Below are 16,602 nucleotides of genomic sequence, written 5' to 3'. Positions count from 1 at the left end.
CTACTCCCCATTTGACTTTACATCGTTTGTTTGCTTCATAGTAAAACTACTGAAAATTGTTGTTGCAGTCACAGATATAAATAAAATAGCTCGACATATTACATAAGAAACGATGGGATTTACGACAAACTTTATATGAGCTGCTCCCATAAATGAGCCTAACCAACTTACTAACATTTGACCAAGTGTAGCAGCTATACATGTCCCTGTCACAATGCCTAATAATACAATGACGATAGAACGTGTTATATACTGTATACGAATATCTTTTCTAGAAAAACCAATACTTTTCATTATTAATATTTGGGAGGAGTCTTTTGCTAATAACATTTTAAAAAACATCGCAGTAATTAAAACTGATATCAATATCGCAATCAAAATAGCCACTTGAGTCACGAGTCTTAATTGTTTAATTGTCTCTCCTAAAGTTTGCGTTAAATAATCATCCGTATCTGTTATTTTTGCAGAATTAAAATTTTGTTTATACTCCTTCACTTTTTCTTGCAGATTCACAGTAGGCTTCGTATCTACATTTACTACATACCATAATATATTTTCATTATTATTAGAAAAACTAGCTTTAGCTGTTTTCCCACCATTCGTTACATCTTGATACATACCACTAATCGTTAGTGTTTCCTCTTTCCCATCCACAAATAAAACGATATGATCCCCTACATTCTTTTTTAATTCATTTGCGTTCATATAAGAAAGAGCAATTTCATTTTCATTTTTTGGTGCCATACCTTGAATATAGTCTACTGAAAATTGAGTGAAGTCTCCTACTTCTATATTTAAGTTTTCATGTGTACCATCAGCGTTCACCATTTTAAATGTACTCGTTACAAATGCTGCATATTTTTCTACTTCTTCATCATTTCGTATATATGAAATTACATCCTTAAATCGTTTCTCTATATTTTCAGATTGCTGTAAATCTATTCGAATATCACTTTTTCCTGTTCCCATATAATTTACAAACTTCGGTGACTGAATCGTATACAAAAAGTTAACAGGTACAACAATCATGAACACGGCTATGATTAAAACGATACTTAATACGCGATATAACTTAAATCGTTTTACTACATCTTGTATACCAATAAATATATTTACATTTGTAATATTAGTTTGAGAGAGAGAAAAAGAACTTTTTACCTTCCTCTTTCCTAGATTATCTTTTGATCGTAAAGCATCTATTGCTGTTATTCTCCTGAAATTCCGCAAAATGAGACGACAGAAAAGGATAACGGCTAGAAATAACAAAGCTGTGACTATTAATGGTACAACAAAATGTAAAACACTTGTATTTGCTGTCCCCATATAAAGTGAGATATTAGAGGTGAATATTTTTGAAACAAATAATGAAAGTATATATCCACATATACATCCGCTAGCAGAAATAACAACATATTTTGTTACATATAGTTTTTGAATATCTTTACTTTTAATGCCGATAGCTTTCATTACACCAATTTCCTGATAGTCTTCTTCCATTGAAGTAATAATCGTAAATCTAATACATAAAATTGCGATTATCATTAATAATGCACTTATTATGATAAGTACTGCAGCTATTATTCCATCTGTTAATGAATTGAGTGTTTTAAAGAGTGAATACGTAATAGAGGGACCTTTTTGAGGTAAGTTCGATGACTGGTATAGGTTTTCAAATTCATTTATTTTATCTACATCTGTTAGCTGGAATTCAATAAGATATTCGCTTTCTCCAAAATTCCCCTTTATTCTTTCGAAATCTTCATTGCTTATTACAAATCGTTTTGAACTAACAATTGATGGGTTCATTTGAACATCACGAACAAATGCTGAAATAGTAAATTCTAGTTCATTATTATTTTTAACAACCCATATTTTATCTCCAATATGCAAATTATATTTTTGCATATAATAAATGGGTACACCTATTTCCCCTTTCCTAACATCGACCACTTCATTATTCAAATTTAATAAAAAGTCAAAATTACTATTTTGTTTCACGAAGCTAATGTCCATTACACTATTATGTTCCGCTTGATTTTTCTTCTTTATAAAAATGTTGGTTCCATTTATTTGAACCATTTCAGCCGTTTGCTGTTTTTTTATAATAGGCGTTCTTTTAACAAATAAATCGATTGACTTTTGATTTATTTCTCCAGCATGCATTTGTACGAAATGCGGTGCGCTTGATACTTTAAACAATTGATCCATTGAATTCAATAGATTTATAACGTTACTTGAAGCACTAGCCATTAAAAGACTTGATAACATGATAAACATAAATAAAATGGTAATTATCATTTTATTTTGAGATAAATCTCGTTTTAACATTCTCTTAATCATATGAAGCTAGTTCCCTTCATTCCATAATATTTTCTTCGTCACTATCGCTATTATTATCATTATGAAACTAATTGCTAATATAGGTAAATAAATGTTCATACTGAATTCTTCAAACATAAAACCATAAACGACTTGCCCAATTGGCGCCATACATTGAGATACTGCTATTATAATTGCCATTACTTTTCCTAGGTTTTCATTTGGTGTTTTCTTTTGGACTACAGTAATCACATAGATGGATACACTTGTCATGATCATTGCAATTAGAATAGAAGAAAGTATAAAGAGGATAAATGATGGATAGTATCCTAAATTAAGAATAAATGGCGTAACTGATAGTGTCATTGGTATTACTAATAAAGCTATTAAAAGCATCCAGTAATACAGTGTTTTCATCTGTAGTTTTTTCGCAAAAAAACCTATTGATAATGCACCTAAAATAGTAGCAAAATCGATCAACCCCATTCCAATTCCATACCAAGTATCGCTACTTTCCATTGTTACTCTTATAATAATTGGAGCACCAACTACAAATAGCGGTGTTAGTATTAAATTTAGTAATGCGGCTAAAAGCATAGATTTCAAAATAAATGGTTGTTTTAAAACGTATATAAACCCTTCTTTCATATCCTTTACAATTGTCGGTATGATATGGCTTTCTTGCGCTCTTTTTATAAAAGGTATTGTAATAAACATTTCTAAAATCGCAGATAAAAAGAAAGCGAAGCAACTTATTATTACGAGCATTTTCAAACCAATTATGCCGTACAATATTCCACCTAATACAGGCGCAACTATATTAGATAGTGCTTGCACACCATTTACGATACCGTTCGCTTGTTCTAACTTTTTCTCAGGAACTAATTGCGGAATACTTGCCATTACAACAGGTGAGTACATTGCACTAATAACTGCTAGTAAAAACATAATTGTCCCAATCAATATAATAGATACAGATCCAGTAAATAATAAAACTATAAAGCTTAATACAATCGCAGCGTTAATAAAATCAAAAATGACCATTACATTACGGCGATTGAAACGATCTGCTATCGCTCCGCCAACAGGGGCTAACAAAAACGGAATACTCGTAACAGCATATAATCCTGCGAATATATCAGCACGCCCTGTTATATCTAGCACATATAACGACAGAGCAAAACGTAAAAGTGTTGATCCTAAAATAGTAATAATTTGCCCACTCACCATTAAATGAAAATCTTTCATAGAAGATTTTATACTTGCTGGCATCTTCATCACACCCTTCATTCAAATTTAGACCGACTGCCGGTCTATAATACCCAAACAGAAAAAAGCTATTTCTGTTTCATTAAAACCTCGATCATATAATCAAAGGATCCTTCTTTCGCTCCAACAGATACTTCCATCATTTTAATATAAGCTTTCGCTCTTCTCATCATTTCTTCCGGCTTCCACTGGAATAAACCTTCATCAAATATGACTTGTGCTGAAGAGAGTAATAATTCAATCGTTTCTTGTGGGTATGGTGTAGAAAATACGCCTTCATCGATTCCTTGTTCTAAAATCTCTGCTAAAACAGGAGATAAATGTATAATGGATTGTACTAAACTTTTTTGATGCATTTCTGCATTATTGGGTTGATGAAATTGTTCAATCATTTTATCTTTTATGTCACCTGATTTTGGCGATTGCTCCATTAAAACTCGAAATAACTTTTCTAAAACTGGGATATTTGGATTAGAGATGATTACTTTCGCTTTAGCAACATCCGCTTTAATAATCCTCATAATGATTTCATCCATCACTTCTTCTTTCGACTTAAAATAATGATAAAACGTCCCCTTTGCTATCCCTATCTCTTTTAAAATGTCATTTACTGTTGTTTTCGTATATCCTTTAGTAACAAATAAACGTTCAGCAGTTTCTAAAATTTCCTTTCTGCGCTCCTCATACTCCTTTACAATTCGCATTCAAGTTCCCCTTCCCACCAGACCGACTTTCGGTCTATTTAAATTATATGTTTAGTTAATAAAAAGTTTCCTAATTATTGTACATATACAACATCCTACTTTTGATTTCCTTTATGAATTTTTAATTTTTAAATTCGGTGAATGAAATTTTAAAAATTACTTCTGTGCACCACCCTTGTACTTATATCGACTTCATTGTATAAAAACAAAAAAGAGCCGCAACGCATTGCGACTCTTTTAGAATAATAACTATTTAACGGCCACGTCTTTGCTGACCTTGTTTTGTACTACTTTTCTTATTACTTGGCTTATTAAATGATCGATTGTTATCATTTCTCGAACTATTTCTTGAATCGTTTCTTGGACCACCTTTTGAACCACTTCTAGAACCTTCACGGCTATCTCTTTGACGATATTGACCTGATTTCTTTGGAGCCGGCTTTGGTAACGGTTTTCCATTTTCATCAACACGTTTTATCTTCGGTTGTTCAATTATTTCTCTTTTCAGTGGTGCACCAAGCGTTTTTTCAATTTCTTCTAAATGTTTTTCATCTTTCGCTGCAACGAATGTAATTGCAAGACCTGATCCACCTGCACGTCCTGTTCGGCCAATGCGGTGAATATAGCTTTCTACATCTTCTGGAATATCAAAGTTAAATACGTGCGTTACACCATCTACATCAAGTCCACGAGCTGCTACATCAGTCGCAATTAAGTACTGAATTTTAGCTTCGCGGAAACTCTTCATAACTCTTTCACGTTTCGCTTGAGGTATATCACCATGAAGTTCAGCACAATTATAACCTAGTCCTTTTAAATTATCATAAAGCTTACTTGCTCTAACCTTTGTACGACAGAAAATAACAGCTAAAAATGGCTGATCACGATCCATAACAAAACGAAGTGCATCTGGCTTTGCACGATCTGTCGTCTCAATGACACGCTGTTCAATTGTATCTACCGTTACTTCTTCACTTTGTATTTGAATCATTTGCGGCTCATCCATATAACGTTTCGCCAATTTTTTAATATCTTTTGGCATCGTTGCTGAGAATAGCATCGTTTGTTTACTATCAGGTGTCTCATCTAAAATATCTTCAATATCATATAAGAAACCGAAATAAAGCATTTGATCAGCTTCATCTAGTACAATCGTTGAAAGATTACTTAAATCAATTGTTTCACGTCGTATATGATCTAATAGTCGTCCTGGTGTCGCTACAACAATATGTGTATTACCTTTTAATTTTCTCAATTGTTGCGCTACATCTTGCCCGCCATAAATCGCTAGTACATTAATATCTTCTCTTTGAACAAGCATTTTTTTAATTTCAGTTGTAATTTGCAGTGCTAGTTCCCTTGTTGGCGCAACAATTAAAGCCTGAACATCACTAGATTCTGGATCGATTTTTTCTAAAATCGGTAACACGAATGCAAGTGTTTTACCTGTTCCAGTTTTTGCTTGACCAATTATATCTTTACCAGACAGTATTACCGGAATTGCTTTCTCTTGAATTGGTGTTGCTTCTGTAATTCCATTTTCACGTAATGTATGATTAAAAGTTTCACTAATTCCTAATTCTAAAAAGTTTTTCAAATAGACCACTTCTTTTCCTTATTTTTCACATTAGCTTTCATTGTACCATTTGTTTCGCCAAATATGAAAAATAAAAAAATTCTTATCTTCTTTTTTTATATTCCTCGTGTACTAGATGAATAAATTCTTTTTGTTTTTCCTCCGAATTTATTAATGCTTCCATGTTAGTAGAAGACAAAATGAACTTTTTAATTTTTCTATTACTCCAAATTAATCTCGTATACTTTGTATCTTCGTGTAGCCTTCGAAACCACTCAAATTCACTTAATTTGGCAATATGATGTTTTAATTTCATGTCATTTCGAGGGTAAAATAAAATTATATCCATTATTACATCAAGCAATAAACTCATCTTCTCTCCTCCTATACATATATATTTCAAATTTATGGAAAGATAGTTATATGATAATAAAATTAACTACTACATTCATAAAAATTTTTTACTTATTTTTCTTACTATATTTTCAATCCACCACAATTATAATGGCGAAATCTCAAACAGATGTAATCAGTGAATTCAAACATGCTTTACTCAAAAATGATAAAAAATTAATGCAGTCATATGTAACAGAAGGAGTTGAACTACCTACTTTCCAAAAGGAAAAACCTATTCATGAAATTAAAATAGTATCATCTCCAAAAGAAGATACTACAATTCTTATTTCTTATTTCAAAGGCACTAATGATGAATTTACTATCGGTTTCATTTTAGAAATAGTAACAAAAAATAATAAAATATCTCAAATGAATCAAATTTATGATGGTACCAATCCACTTATGAAAGAAGCTACTATCGTAAAAGAATATGAAATGAAGTATAAGGAACATATACTTACTCCTACAAAATTCCCGTTCGAAATTCACGAATTTCAAGGGTACATCTATAACGATTACTTAAACCTCCAATACTACAATGAAGATATTAATGGGATTTTTAAAATCACTGTTTCACCAGTTCAAAACAAATTAGGCTTCTATGTACATAGGGGAGCTACGTTCTACAGCTTAAAAAATAATATAAAAGCATTATATAATCCTCATTTTGATTCAGCATATGAACTTATCTTTCAGAAGAATGGTTTTCAATATACAATTGCAATTGGTAACAAACGCTATATACAAGGAAAATATAACGTAAAGGATTTAATCCAAATTGCAGAATCTATGAATTAAAAAAACGATTTTTTCGATATAGGAAAGATCGTTTTTTTATTATTTTAAACAGTAAGTTTCCCTCCATGATAACAATAATAAGTTACAGCTTTAAGGTTTTTAATCCTCTTTAAAGACTCTTCCGCTTTTTCTAAATCTAAACAAAAATTCGGATTAGCTATAACTAATTCACGATTCTCTTGAACCGCTGCATCTCCCGTAATTACACAGTTTAAATTCGGAAAATATAATGAAATATGCCCCGAAGTATGTCCTGGCGTCGCTACTATTTGACATTCATTATTCAAAATCATTTGGCCATCATTTACTTTTTCATCGACGGAAATATGTCTTATATTTTTTAGCTGTTGTATAAACCATTTACCAAATTCTTTTTCTCCATTTGGCATACATTCTAACATTTCTTCAGCTTGGACTAGTCTCTCCGATTTTATTTCACCATTAATGTAGTTAGATTCAATTTCACTAGCAATAATATTAATGTGAGGATATTTCATTTTGAAATCATATAAAGATCCTATATGATCATCATCATAATGAGTAATAATTATATTTTTTAAGTTTTCCATCTCAAACCCAAGTTTTACAATTGCATCTTCAATTAAAGGTAAAAAGTTTATATAACCTGTATCTACTAAAGTTAATTCATTGTTTACTATAAGTAAGCTCGGATAAATACATTGTTTTGCCTCATTAAATTCAAATTCAATTGGTAGTTCTATTATCTTCATTTTTCTTCCCCCATACCCTTTATTCAATTTTTAATAATAAATAAATCATCCACATACATTTTACTGTACATACTTATGTAACAAAACACTGTGAGTCGTTACATAACCAACATTCTATTATTTTGAACAGGTAATTCCCTATTTTTATGGAATATACAATAAGAAAAACAATAAAATTGATTATTTCCCTACTTCTTTGTCTATCCTTTTAAAAAATCGATGTTTTTGTAAAAGGAGTGTTTATATGGAGAAACAGACACTTTGGAAAAAGTTCAAAAAAAGCTCAGCAAACCTTGGGAAATCAAGCGTATATGAAAGTATTATTTTATACTACACAATGAGAAAAAAAGGGTTACCTACTAAAGCGAAGTTCATAATATTAGCCGCTTTATCCTATTACGTATTAACTATTGATTTCATTCCAGATATTGCTGCTATTATTGGGATTGGCTTATTAGATGATGTTTTAGCAATCGCTGTAGCGCATAAATATGTTATGAGACACGCAGATGCTGAAATTCGAGAGAAGAGCAAAGTAAAAATGGAGTCATTATTTTCTTCAGCACAGGCATAATTAAAAAGAGCTAAGATCATTCCTCTTAGCTCCTTGTTCATAAAACAATTTTTTAAAATACTACTTCACTTCATTCGCCACAAAAAATTGCTCACAAACACTCGAAATACGCTGTAAGTCTACGTTCCCACCAGATATTACCGCTACTACTTTTTTCCCTTTAATATATTGATCAACTTTCCCTGCCAGTAGAGCAGCAGTAGCTAATGCACCCGCACCTTCTACAACAGCCTTTCCACGTTGTAATAAATCTTTCATCGCTACTTCCAGCTCTTTTTCTGATACTGTTACAATATCATCTACTAATTCTTTTACAACTTCAAAAGTTAAATTTCCTGGTATTTTAACCGCGCAACCATCTGCTATAGTAGGTGCCTCATAATGTTCTACAATTGTACCTTTGTCATAAGATGCCTTCATCCCATGAACATTATCTGCTTGGACACCAATTATATTAATGGATGGATTAAAAGATTTTAATGCAACAGCAATACCAGAAATAATTCCGCCTCCGCCGATTGGTACAATAACAGTATCAACATCCCACATATCATCCAGAATGTCTAATCCAATTGTACCTTGACCAGCCATTACCTCTACATCATCATATGGATGTAAGTATGTTTCACCTGTTTCCCTTGTAATCTCCTCACATTTTGCCTTTGCATCATCAAAAGTTTCACCATGTAAAATCACTTCAGATCCATATCCTTTAGTTGCTTCAACTTTCGCCTGTGGTGCAGAAATTGGCATAACAATTTTACTCTTAATACCAAGTAAATGTGCAGATAATGCAACTCCTTGCGCATGATTACCTGCTGAACATGCAATTACGCCTCGTTCTTTTTCTTGATCCGTGAGCTGCGACATTTTATTAAATGCGCCACGGAATTTAAAAGAACCTGTTAATTGCATATTTTCTAATTTCAAGTGAATTTCTCCGCCCGTTTTACTAGTCAAATAAAAAGATTTTACTAATGGGGTTTTACGAGCATTTCTATCTAGAATATTTTGAGCTTTTTTAATATCGTCTATATGTAATGGTAGTTTTTTAGTTATCATAATAACACCTCTTCCAATGATCTATTCTAAGTTTTCGTATGCAGTAGCTCCTTTATACGAATCCATCTATGTTAAGAAAAAGTTTTTATATATGTACCCCATTCTGTAATACACACATTTGCAAACAATTTAACATCCTCTTCATATCACGTTCTTTATAATGATTTAAACATGCAATTTGGATCCAATTATTTGTTTGTAAATAAGATGACTCATAATGAACAATATATCCTTGTAATGCTAACGCATCACCTACTGCTTTAGAAGAAAGACCTTTATTTAATTGAATGGTAAGTATAATTGATGCAGCATGTTCTTTAGGTGAAACAAGTTTTAAACTCATAGTAGTAATAGCTTGTTCAATATATGCATACGTCTCTTTTATTTTTTCAAATGCCATTTCATCTTCGAATCTTTTTAATGCTTCTTGCAATGCATACATTAAATTCCATGAATGAGAATATGGAATACTTTCATTTTCTTCGTACATACCAATGTCCATATAGGCCGGTAATGTCTCATTTACTTTCACATTGTGATTATAAAAAACGAAAGATAATCCAGTAAACGATTTAATTGCCTTTCCGCTAACGCCGCTTGCAAAATATACATCCTTTAAATTTATCGGTATTGCTCCAATCGAACTGATACAATCTACACATAATTTCATTTGACGCTTGTTACAAAGAGTATTTAGCCCGTCTAAATCATTTAACATTCCAGTTGACGTTTCATGGTGAACAAACCAAAGCCATTCATAATTGCCAGTTTCCATTATTTTTTCTAATTCTGTATAAATAAACGGTTCTCCCAATTCTTTTTTATACGTATCAAAATGTAATTGTGCGCGTGTTGCATGTCCAACTAATCTATTACCAAATTCCCCATTTGTTAATACTAGTCCCTTCCCTTTTATAGAACGTAACTGTAAAGCAATCGAATCATTCGCGAATGTCCCTGTTCCTAACATGATTTGCACACGTTTTGCTTTTGTCATTTGCAGTAAACGTTTTTTCACATTTTCCATCGTCACTTGAAATGACTTAGAACGATGCGAAGTAGGCTTAGTAGAAAATGCCTTTCGAACATTCTCTTCAATATCGACTGGACCAGGTAAAAACGTATATTCCTTCGTCATAATACCCCCAACATTCGACGCTTCAAACATAGCAGGGGTAACATACATTGGCTGGAAGGCTGCTTCTTCTGTTCCAACTAACGTATGGAAAGATTTGAATCCCATTTGCTCATATAAAGGTAGTTCACGAGTTGTAGCAGAAATGAGCGCCAATTCATATCCATTTAGAAGCAAATAACGATGTAAAAAGCGAATTAAACCTAACAATGCTCTTCCATTTCGATATGCACGTTCTACTGAAAGCAAACGAATTTCATATACATTTTCTCCATGTTCTTGCAAATAAAAATCTAGATTTGAAATTTTATAGTCTAACGAGAATGGTCGTTTTCCTCGCAACGCAACCATACCTACTACTTTATTGTCGTCTAAACAAATTAAATATGTATTTTCTTCATGGAAACGATCTATACGAACACGCTCTTTCGTTTCTTCATGTTGCGGAATTTCTTCTACAAATGTTTTATAATTCAATTCATGTATACGTTCAAATTCCCAAGCTTGATCAGCAACTTTATAAATTAACCCCATGTTGTATCTCCTTTATGTATTTAATAAAAATTATAAGTGGAGATTAACTCCACTTATTACAAGTTCATTTCATTCTCGATTTACATATAAAATAAGTACAATGATAAGAGCACTTAAAATAGTCGTAACAATAGAGTAAGAATACAAAATCATGCAAACCGGTAAACAAGCGATTGTAATTAAGCCTGGCTTAGTAAATCCTTTAAAGATTAAATAAAATATAATGAAAACAGCAATAAGAGTAAGCGCTATCAAATAATCAAATGCGATTAATCCTCCAATAAAAGTGGATATGCCTTTTCCGCCCTTGCCTTTAAATACAATTGGGTAAATATGTCCAAGTAAAACAGCCAGTAAAGCTAACATTATGAATGTAGAATCTTCAAAAAGGTATTTTGCAATAGAAACTACGATTGCTCCTTTGATTGCATCACCTAAAAATGTAGCGACGAAATACCCTTTTCCATATACGCGCCCCATATTTCTTGCACCAGGATTACCGCTTCCTTCATCTCGAATATCAACGTTATGTCTCCATTTCGTTACTATATAAGCGGTCAATATGTTTCCAAATAAATAAGAAGCCACCAAATACAAAAATTGCATACTATTAATCATGTTATCATTCACTTTCTACATGGGAATACATATACAATATTCAAGAACTATGTATATTGTACTTTTTTATCCACATCCCTTTATATATTTTAACATCATATATTTACAATTCATACAAAAATTCTCATACAACTATTCTTAAAAGTATCTATCCTTCATTAAATAATATGTTCCTTTCACTGCCATTTCTGTTTGTGATACAAATGTAATCTCTTCCATACTTTCTTCACAGCACTTCTTGAATAATGCATATATTTCAGGAACTAAACGCAATATGCTGCCACTTACTGCAATTGGAGTTGGGTGCTTAAATTTCAGCTTGTTATAAACATTTACTGTAATCCTAGCTAATTCCTTTCCAGCTTGTATAATTATTTCACGTGCGTCATCATTCCCATTTCTCGCTTCCTCAATAATGAATGGTGCAATTGCTGCAACTTTATTTTTTGAAGAGCTATATACTAGTCTTTTTATATGAGACGATGTCAAAAGTTGAAACTCGTCTTGAATACTTAAGCTTAATGGGCAAAGTGCAGCTCCTTGATCAAATTGATTTGCTATTCTCTTTAAACCTTGTAACGCAATCCAATATCCGCTTCCTTCATCACCTAAAATATGCCCCCATCCACCGCTATACTCGTACACTTCTCCTTTCTTTCCAAGACAAATCGCGCCTGTACCGCCAATCGTTATAATTCCATCCTTCCCCTTTAAAGCAGCTACATGCGCTATCATTGCGTCATTAAAAACTTCAATTTGTGTTCCATACTTCTGTTTTAGACGTAATGTTAATTCATTTGTATTTGCTCCACTTATACCCGCTAATCCTAAACAAATACAAACGCAATTCTCTTTCACTACACTTTTCTGGCATTGATCAATCGCTTCCATAATATGAAAAAGTGCTTCTTTAAAATCTATTAAAATGTTTCCAAATCCACTTGTAGCTCTTACAAGTTCGTTTCCATCTTTATCAAATACCATTGCTTCTGTCTTAGATCCACCGCCGTCTACTCCAATCATATACTTCATATGTTCACCTCATTTTCATCTTCTTATTGGAGGGAATGTTGTATTCCCTAAAACTACAGATTTCTTTGCACCTGTTGCGCTCGGTACATTACTCGGATTACGATGATGCGTTTCGTTTGCTAAAATAGCAAATGCGATTGCTTCTTTCGCCTCTGAAGAATAGCCTATATCTTCTTGAATGAATATTGCACATTTTTCTTCTTTCAATCCATTCCGTATCATTTCAACAAGTGTATCATTATAACTTCCACCACCACCTAGAATTACCTCATCGATTTCAAAATATGGAAGAATAAACTTCTTATAATGTTGAACAATTGAACTTGCTGTAAACATCGTTACAGTCGTCAAAAGATTTTCTTTACCATGCTTTCCAAACCGCTTCAATAATTCACTTACAAATTCTTCTCCAAACTGTTCTCTACCAGTTGATTTCGGTGGATTCATTTTCAAAAATGGATGGTTCATACAATATGTCAAAATTTCATCTACAACTACTCCTTGTTTTGCAATCCTACCATTTTGATCATATGGTAACTGAAATAATCTTTGACATACATCATCCATTACCATATTCCCTGGACCAGTATCAAAAGCAATAACGCTCTCATTACTTTGTTTACTTGGAATCACTGTAACATTGCCGATCCCGCCAATATTTTGTAGTAGTCTATTTTTAGTTTGATGACGATACAAAATGACCTCTGAATATGGCACAAGTGGTGCACCTTGTCCCCCTGCTGCCATATCCATCGTTCGAAAATTAGAGATAACCGTAGTGTTCGTTTCATATGCTATAACTGCTGGCTCTCCAATTTGTAATGTTGAGGGAATCATATTACCATCTTGCTTTGGCTGATGATAAATCGTTTGTCCGTGAGAACCTATTAAATCTAATTTTTCCAATGAAATATTTGACTCTTTACAAACTTCCTTTACAGCGTTGGCGAAGCATAAACCGAGTTTGAAATTTAAACTGCATATGAGTTGGACATTTGAATTTTCTATTGATAATGCCTGCTGGATCTCATTTTTCATATCATTATAAAATGGCACAGTAGTAAAATGGATGAGTTCAACTTTAGAACCTACACCGCTTCCTTCTATATGAACGAGTGCTACATCTATTCCGTCTAACGAAGTACCGGACATTACCCCTGCAATATACATAACATGCATAACCTCCTATTTACTAAAAAACAATCATGTAAGTTACAAACGTACAGCCAATTGAAAATATTATAAATCTAAAAAACAACTGCACTTTTGATGTAAACGACCCATCAATGAAAGAAACAACTACTGTAAGCAAAATACTTGCCGCAATGCTTGTAACGAGCCATATACTATGCATTTGTGATAGATTTAGCATTCTTAATAAAGGTACAAATAGTAAATTCGCACATATCACTCCAAATAGTAATAAAAATACACCTTTATAACTAAATTTTATATTCATTCCATTTCACCCTCTCTGGACTTCATGTGAAAGAAGTGATAGGCAAAATACCTATCACTCATAAATACAGTATAAAAATCACGGATTAACAGATTCTCCGTCTCCATTCTTTTCAATTTCAAGCATATTTTTGTCGTACATTTTAAAGAATGGTAGATAAATAAGGAATGATATTGCTATATTTATGAAAACTAATACAATTGCACGCCAATCTCCGCCTGTAGCTAAATACGCACCAATTGGAGCTGGTAATGTCCACGGTGGCATAATATGTGTTGGCGTTACAAATCCCATCGCAGTTGCTGAATATGCAACAGTTGCTGTTACAAGTGGTGTAATGATAAATGGGATAATTAAAATTGGATTTAGTACAATCGGTAATCCGAATATGACTGGTTCATTAATATTAAAAATACCCGGAACAATACAAGTTCTTGATAATGCTTTCGAATATTTTGATCGACCAAATACAATCATAGCTAATACAAGTCCTAACGTCGCACCAGAACCGCCAATCCATATAAACCATTGATATAACGGCTCTGGTGAAATGAATGGCAACTGATCTGCTCCACTAGCAACTGCTTCGCCATTTTTCCCTAGGTATACTTCCCATAATGGCCGAGCAACAGTTCCAACAACCGACACACCATGGATTCCGAATGACCAAAAAAACGTAATTAAAAACACTGGAATGATTACACCGAAGTAACTATCCCCAGCTTTTACTAATGGTGCTGCTAATTTATCAACAACATGGTGTAAATCAATGCTAAAAACGACAGTTACTAGACTCATTATAATAATAACGAATGCAGCAGGTATAAGTGCTTCAAACGAACGTGAAACAGACGGCGGTACTTGTTCTGGCATTTTAATCATTACATTTTTCGTCTTACAAAATCTTAAAATCTCTACTGATAAAATAGATACGATCATCGTTACGAATAATCCATGCCCCCCGAGATTTGTCATCGGAAGCATAAATCCTTTTTTATCGATTAATTCAGGCGTCAATGTTAAAAGTAGTGAGCATACTGCTAACTGCGCCCCTGATAAAGCATCTAACTTATAACTTTTGGCTAAATTATATCCTATTCCAAATGCTATATATAAAGACATAATAAACATTGTTAAACGATATGGTATTAATATACTTGTTTGATTCTTTAATGCCCAAACGGATATGAAACTATCTTTCGGTAATGGCGGAAATGCTACGATTAAAAAGAAACTTCCTACGATAATAAATGGTAACGCCGAAATAACTCCATCACGGATTGCTTGTAAATGCCTCTGTTCAGAAAGCCTTGCCATCGGTCCAGATAAGTTTTTATCAAGAAACGTGACAAACTTATTCATAACGCTTCCCCCTAACTAATTAATTCATTTACAGTTTTCAATAATGTTGGTCCACCAAGCGGTGTGTATGCTTTCGGCGGAATGATACCGCAAGGAACAGATTCCTCTTCTGCAAGTTTTTTTACTGAATCAAATCGATGTCTAATTTGAGGTGCAACCATTACAACATCCCAACCATTCTTTACTTCTTCCTCCACCTCACTTGTTCCAATTGCATGTACTTCCATGTTCATACCATTTTTCTCCGCTTCTTTTTTTAAAGCGTTTACAACAATTGCGCTGGACATTCCCCCAGAACAAACAAATAAAACCTTCATTTATTAATCCTCCTATACTTATGAATTATCCCCTTCGAATGAAAGGAAGTTTCACTTTACTAACAAGCATATGAAGTAGTGAAAGAATTTAGTTGTGATGAAAGTAAATTTCACTAAAAATATTTTTCCTATTAAATTAATGTTTCAATATTCATTTTTCTCAATTGTAAGAACAACCTCACCTCAGATATTATTTTAGTTAACCATATAATAAGGAGGCGTATAAATGATCTTGAAACGTTTATTAATGATATGTTGTATCGTCATCTTTTTTATTCCTTTCTCTTTCATTCCCCCTCACTCTACTTATGCTGAAGTTAATACTACGTACAAAAAACATGAATTACGTGCAGTATGGATTGCATCAGTTCTTAATATTGATTGGCCCTCAAAAACTGGCTTACCTATTGAAAAGCAGAAACAAGAATTTATAAGATTGCTAGACGATGTAAAAAGCACTGGCATGAATGCAGTAGTTGTACAAATTAAACCCACTGCTGATGCTTTTTATCCTTCCAAATACGGTCCTTGGTCTGAATACATTACGGGCACACAAGGAAAAGACCCTGGATACGATCCACTCGCATTTATGGTTGAAGAAGCACATAAAAGAAATATAGAATTTCACGCATGGATTAACCCATACCGAATAACGATGAATCACACTGATATAAATCGATTATCAAATAATCACCCTGCAAGACAACATCCCGATT

The 16,602-nt window shown here is 32.9% G+C and carries 17 protein-coding genes; 3 read left to right on the top strand and 14 right to left on the bottom strand.

Features of this window, described 5'->3' with window-relative positions; all coding sequences use genetic code 11:
• The 5 genes from BAU27_RS26520 to BAU27_RS26500 form a co-directional block, all read right to left on the bottom strand.
• Positions 1 to 2,340, bottom strand: coding sequence for an ABC transporter permease (locus BAU27_RS26520; protein ID WP_071772511.1), 2,340 nt, complete (start codon positions 2,338 to 2,340; stop codon positions 1 to 3).
• A 6-nt stretch (positions 2,341 to 2,346) separates the two neighbouring features.
• On the bottom strand, positions 2,347 to 3,609 hold the full coding sequence (locus BAU27_RS26515) for an MFS transporter (RefSeq protein WP_083596183.1): 1,263 nt from the start codon (positions 3,607 to 3,609) through the stop codon (positions 2,347 to 2,349).
• Positions 3,610 to 3,656: 47 nt separating this feature from the next.
• Entirely contained in the window at positions 3,657 to 4,292 is a 636-nt protein-coding gene (locus BAU27_RS26510) for a TetR/AcrR family transcriptional regulator (RefSeq protein WP_071772510.1), read from the bottom strand.
• A gap of 253 nt (positions 4,293 to 4,545) precedes the next feature.
• Positions 4,546 to 5,898: a DEAD/DEAH box helicase gene (locus BAU27_RS26505; protein ID WP_071772509.1), complete on the bottom strand. Its 1,353-nt coding sequence runs from the start codon at positions 5,896 to 5,898 to the stop codon at positions 4,546 to 4,548.
• A gap of 73 nt (positions 5,899 to 5,971) precedes the next feature.
• Positions 5,972 to 6,241, bottom strand: a complete 270-nt coding sequence (locus tag BAU27_RS26500) for a hypothetical protein (RefSeq protein WP_071745925.1) — start codon at positions 6,239 to 6,241, stop codon at positions 5,972 to 5,974.
• A gap of 50 nt (positions 6,242 to 6,291) precedes the next feature.
• Here BAU27_RS26500 and BAU27_RS26495 point away from each other — a divergent pair, with 50 nt between their 5' ends.
• Positions 6,292 to 7,062, top strand: coding sequence for a hypothetical protein (locus BAU27_RS26495; RefSeq protein WP_071772508.1), 771 nt, complete (start codon positions 6,292 to 6,294; stop codon positions 7,060 to 7,062).
• Between the two features lie 44 nt (positions 7,063 to 7,106).
• Here BAU27_RS26495 and BAU27_RS26490 read toward each other — a convergent pair whose 3' ends face one another.
• On the bottom strand, positions 7,107 to 7,793 hold the full coding sequence (locus tag BAU27_RS26490; protein ID WP_071772507.1) for an MBL fold metallo-hydrolase: 687 nt from the start codon (positions 7,791 to 7,793) through the stop codon (positions 7,107 to 7,109).
• Between the two features lie 244 nt (positions 7,794 to 8,037).
• Here BAU27_RS26490 and BAU27_RS26485 point away from each other — a divergent pair, with 244 nt between their 5' ends.
• A complete protein-coding gene (locus tag BAU27_RS26485) occupies positions 8,038 to 8,367 on the top strand; it encodes a YkvA family protein (RefSeq protein WP_071745922.1) in 330 nt (109 codons plus the stop codon).
• A gap of 60 nt (positions 8,368 to 8,427) precedes the next feature.
• On the opposite strand, the gene tdcB is transcribed toward BAU27_RS26485, so the two are convergent.
• The 8 genes from tdcB to BAU27_RS26445 all read right to left on the bottom strand — a co-directional run bounded on the left by tdcB (position 8,428) and on the right by BAU27_RS26445 (position 15,886).
• Positions 8,428 to 9,429, bottom strand: coding sequence for a bifunctional threonine ammonia-lyase/L-serine ammonia-lyase TdcB (gene tdcB, locus BAU27_RS26480; protein ID WP_071745921.1), 1,002 nt, complete (start codon positions 9,427 to 9,429; stop codon positions 8,428 to 8,430).
• An 85-nt stretch (positions 9,430 to 9,514) separates the two neighbouring features.
• Entirely contained in the window at positions 9,515 to 11,098 is a 1,584-nt protein-coding gene (locus BAU27_RS26475) for an aminotransferase class V-fold PLP-dependent enzyme (protein WP_071745920.1), read from the bottom strand.
• A 69-nt stretch (positions 11,099 to 11,167) separates the two neighbouring features.
• On the bottom strand, positions 11,168 to 11,716 hold the full coding sequence (plsY, locus tag BAU27_RS26470; protein WP_071772506.1) for a glycerol-3-phosphate 1-O-acyltransferase PlsY: 549 nt from the start codon (positions 11,714 to 11,716) through the stop codon (positions 11,168 to 11,170).
• A 138-nt stretch (positions 11,717 to 11,854) separates the two neighbouring features.
• On the bottom strand, positions 11,855 to 12,748 hold the full coding sequence (locus BAU27_RS26465) for a BadF/BadG/BcrA/BcrD ATPase family protein (protein ID WP_071772505.1): 894 nt from the start codon (positions 12,746 to 12,748) through the stop codon (positions 11,855 to 11,857).
• A gap of 15 nt (positions 12,749 to 12,763) precedes the next feature.
• Entirely contained in the window at positions 12,764 to 13,918 is a 1,155-nt protein-coding gene (gene anmK, locus BAU27_RS26460; RefSeq protein WP_071772504.1) for an anhydro-N-acetylmuramic acid kinase AnmK, read from the bottom strand.
• Positions 13,919 to 13,940: 22 nt separating this feature from the next.
• On the bottom strand, positions 13,941 to 14,207 hold the full coding sequence (locus tag BAU27_RS26455) for a hypothetical protein (protein ID WP_071745916.1): 267 nt from the start codon (positions 14,205 to 14,207) through the stop codon (positions 13,941 to 13,943).
• A 78-nt stretch (positions 14,208 to 14,285) separates the two neighbouring features.
• On the bottom strand, positions 14,286 to 15,569 hold the full coding sequence (locus BAU27_RS26450; RefSeq protein ID WP_071745915.1) for a PTS sugar transporter subunit IIC: 1,284 nt from the start codon (positions 15,567 to 15,569) through the stop codon (positions 14,286 to 14,288).
• 11 nt (positions 15,570 to 15,580) lie between these two features.
• Positions 15,581 to 15,886, bottom strand: coding sequence for a PTS sugar transporter subunit IIB (locus BAU27_RS26445; RefSeq protein WP_071772503.1), 306 nt, complete (start codon positions 15,884 to 15,886; stop codon positions 15,581 to 15,583).
• A 226-nt stretch (positions 15,887 to 16,112) separates the two neighbouring features.
• On the opposite strand from BAU27_RS26445, the gene BAU27_RS26440 reads away from it, so the two are divergent.
• On the top strand, positions 16,113 to 16,602 hold a 490-nt coding region (locus tag BAU27_RS26440; RefSeq protein ID WP_175546569.1), incomplete at its 3' end, for a glycoside hydrolase family 10-like protein.

The sequence above is a fragment of the Bacillus sp. NH11B genome (assembly GCF_001884205.1).
GTDB lineage: Bacteria > Bacillota > Bacilli > Bacillales > Bacillaceae_G > Bacillus_A > Bacillus_A proteolyticus.
The sequence above is the reverse complement of the archived record's forward strand: the minus strand, read 5'-3'. Positions and strand labels throughout refer to the sequence as shown.

Bases quoted from the DNA above. Each gene is read 5' to 3' on its own strand.
- plsY (WP_071772506.1), bottom strand. From the start codon at position 11,716: ATGATTAATAGTATGCAATTTTTGTATTTGGTGGCTTCTTATTTATTT.
- BAU27_RS26490 (WP_071772507.1), bottom strand. From the start codon at position 7,793: ATGAAGATAATAGAACTACCAATTGAATTTGAATTTAATGAGGCAAAA.
- BAU27_RS26520 (WP_071772511.1), bottom strand. From the start codon at position 2,340: ATGATTAAGAGAATGTTAAAACGAGATTTATCTCAAAATAAAATGATA.
- BAU27_RS26455 (WP_071745916.1), bottom strand. From the start codon at position 14,207: ATGAATATAAAATTTAGTTATAAAGGTGTATTTTTATTACTATTTGGA.
- BAU27_RS26485 (WP_071745922.1), top strand. From the start codon at position 8,038: ATGGAGAAACAGACACTTTGGAAAAAGTTCAAAAAAAGCTCAGCAAAC.
- BAU27_RS26465 (WP_071772505.1), bottom strand. From the start codon at position 12,748: ATGAAGTATATGATTGGAGTAGACGGCGGTGGATCTAAGACAGAAGCA.
- BAU27_RS26445 (WP_071772503.1), bottom strand. From the start codon at position 15,886: ATGAAGGTTTTATTTGTTTGTTCTGGGGGAATGTCCAGCGCAATTGTT.
- BAU27_RS26475 (WP_071745920.1), bottom strand. From the start codon at position 11,098: ATGGGGTTAATTTATAAAGTTGCTGATCAAGCTTGGGAATTTGAACGT.
- tdcB (WP_071745921.1), bottom strand. From the start codon at position 9,429: ATGATAACTAAAAAACTACCATTACATATAGACGATATTAAAAAAGCT.
- BAU27_RS26500 (WP_071745925.1), bottom strand. From the start codon at position 6,241: ATGAGTTTATTGCTTGATGTAATAATGGATATAATTTTATTTTACCCT.
- BAU27_RS26450 (WP_071745915.1), bottom strand. From the start codon at position 15,569: ATGAATAAGTTTGTCACGTTTCTTGATAAAAACTTATCTGGACCGATG.
- BAU27_RS26510 (WP_071772510.1), bottom strand. From the start codon at position 4,292: ATGCGAATTGTAAAGGAGTATGAGGAGCGCAGAAAGGAAATTTTAGAA.
- BAU27_RS26515 (WP_083596183.1), bottom strand. From the start codon at position 3,609: ATGAAGGGTGTGATGAAGATGCCAGCAAGTATAAAATCTTCTATGAAA.
- BAU27_RS26495 (WP_071772508.1), top strand. From the start codon at position 6,292: ATGATAATAAAATTAACTACTACATTCATAAAAATTTTTTACTTATTT.
- anmK (WP_071772504.1), bottom strand. From the start codon at position 13,918: ATGTATATTGCAGGGGTAATGTCCGGTACTTCGTTAGACGGAATAGAT.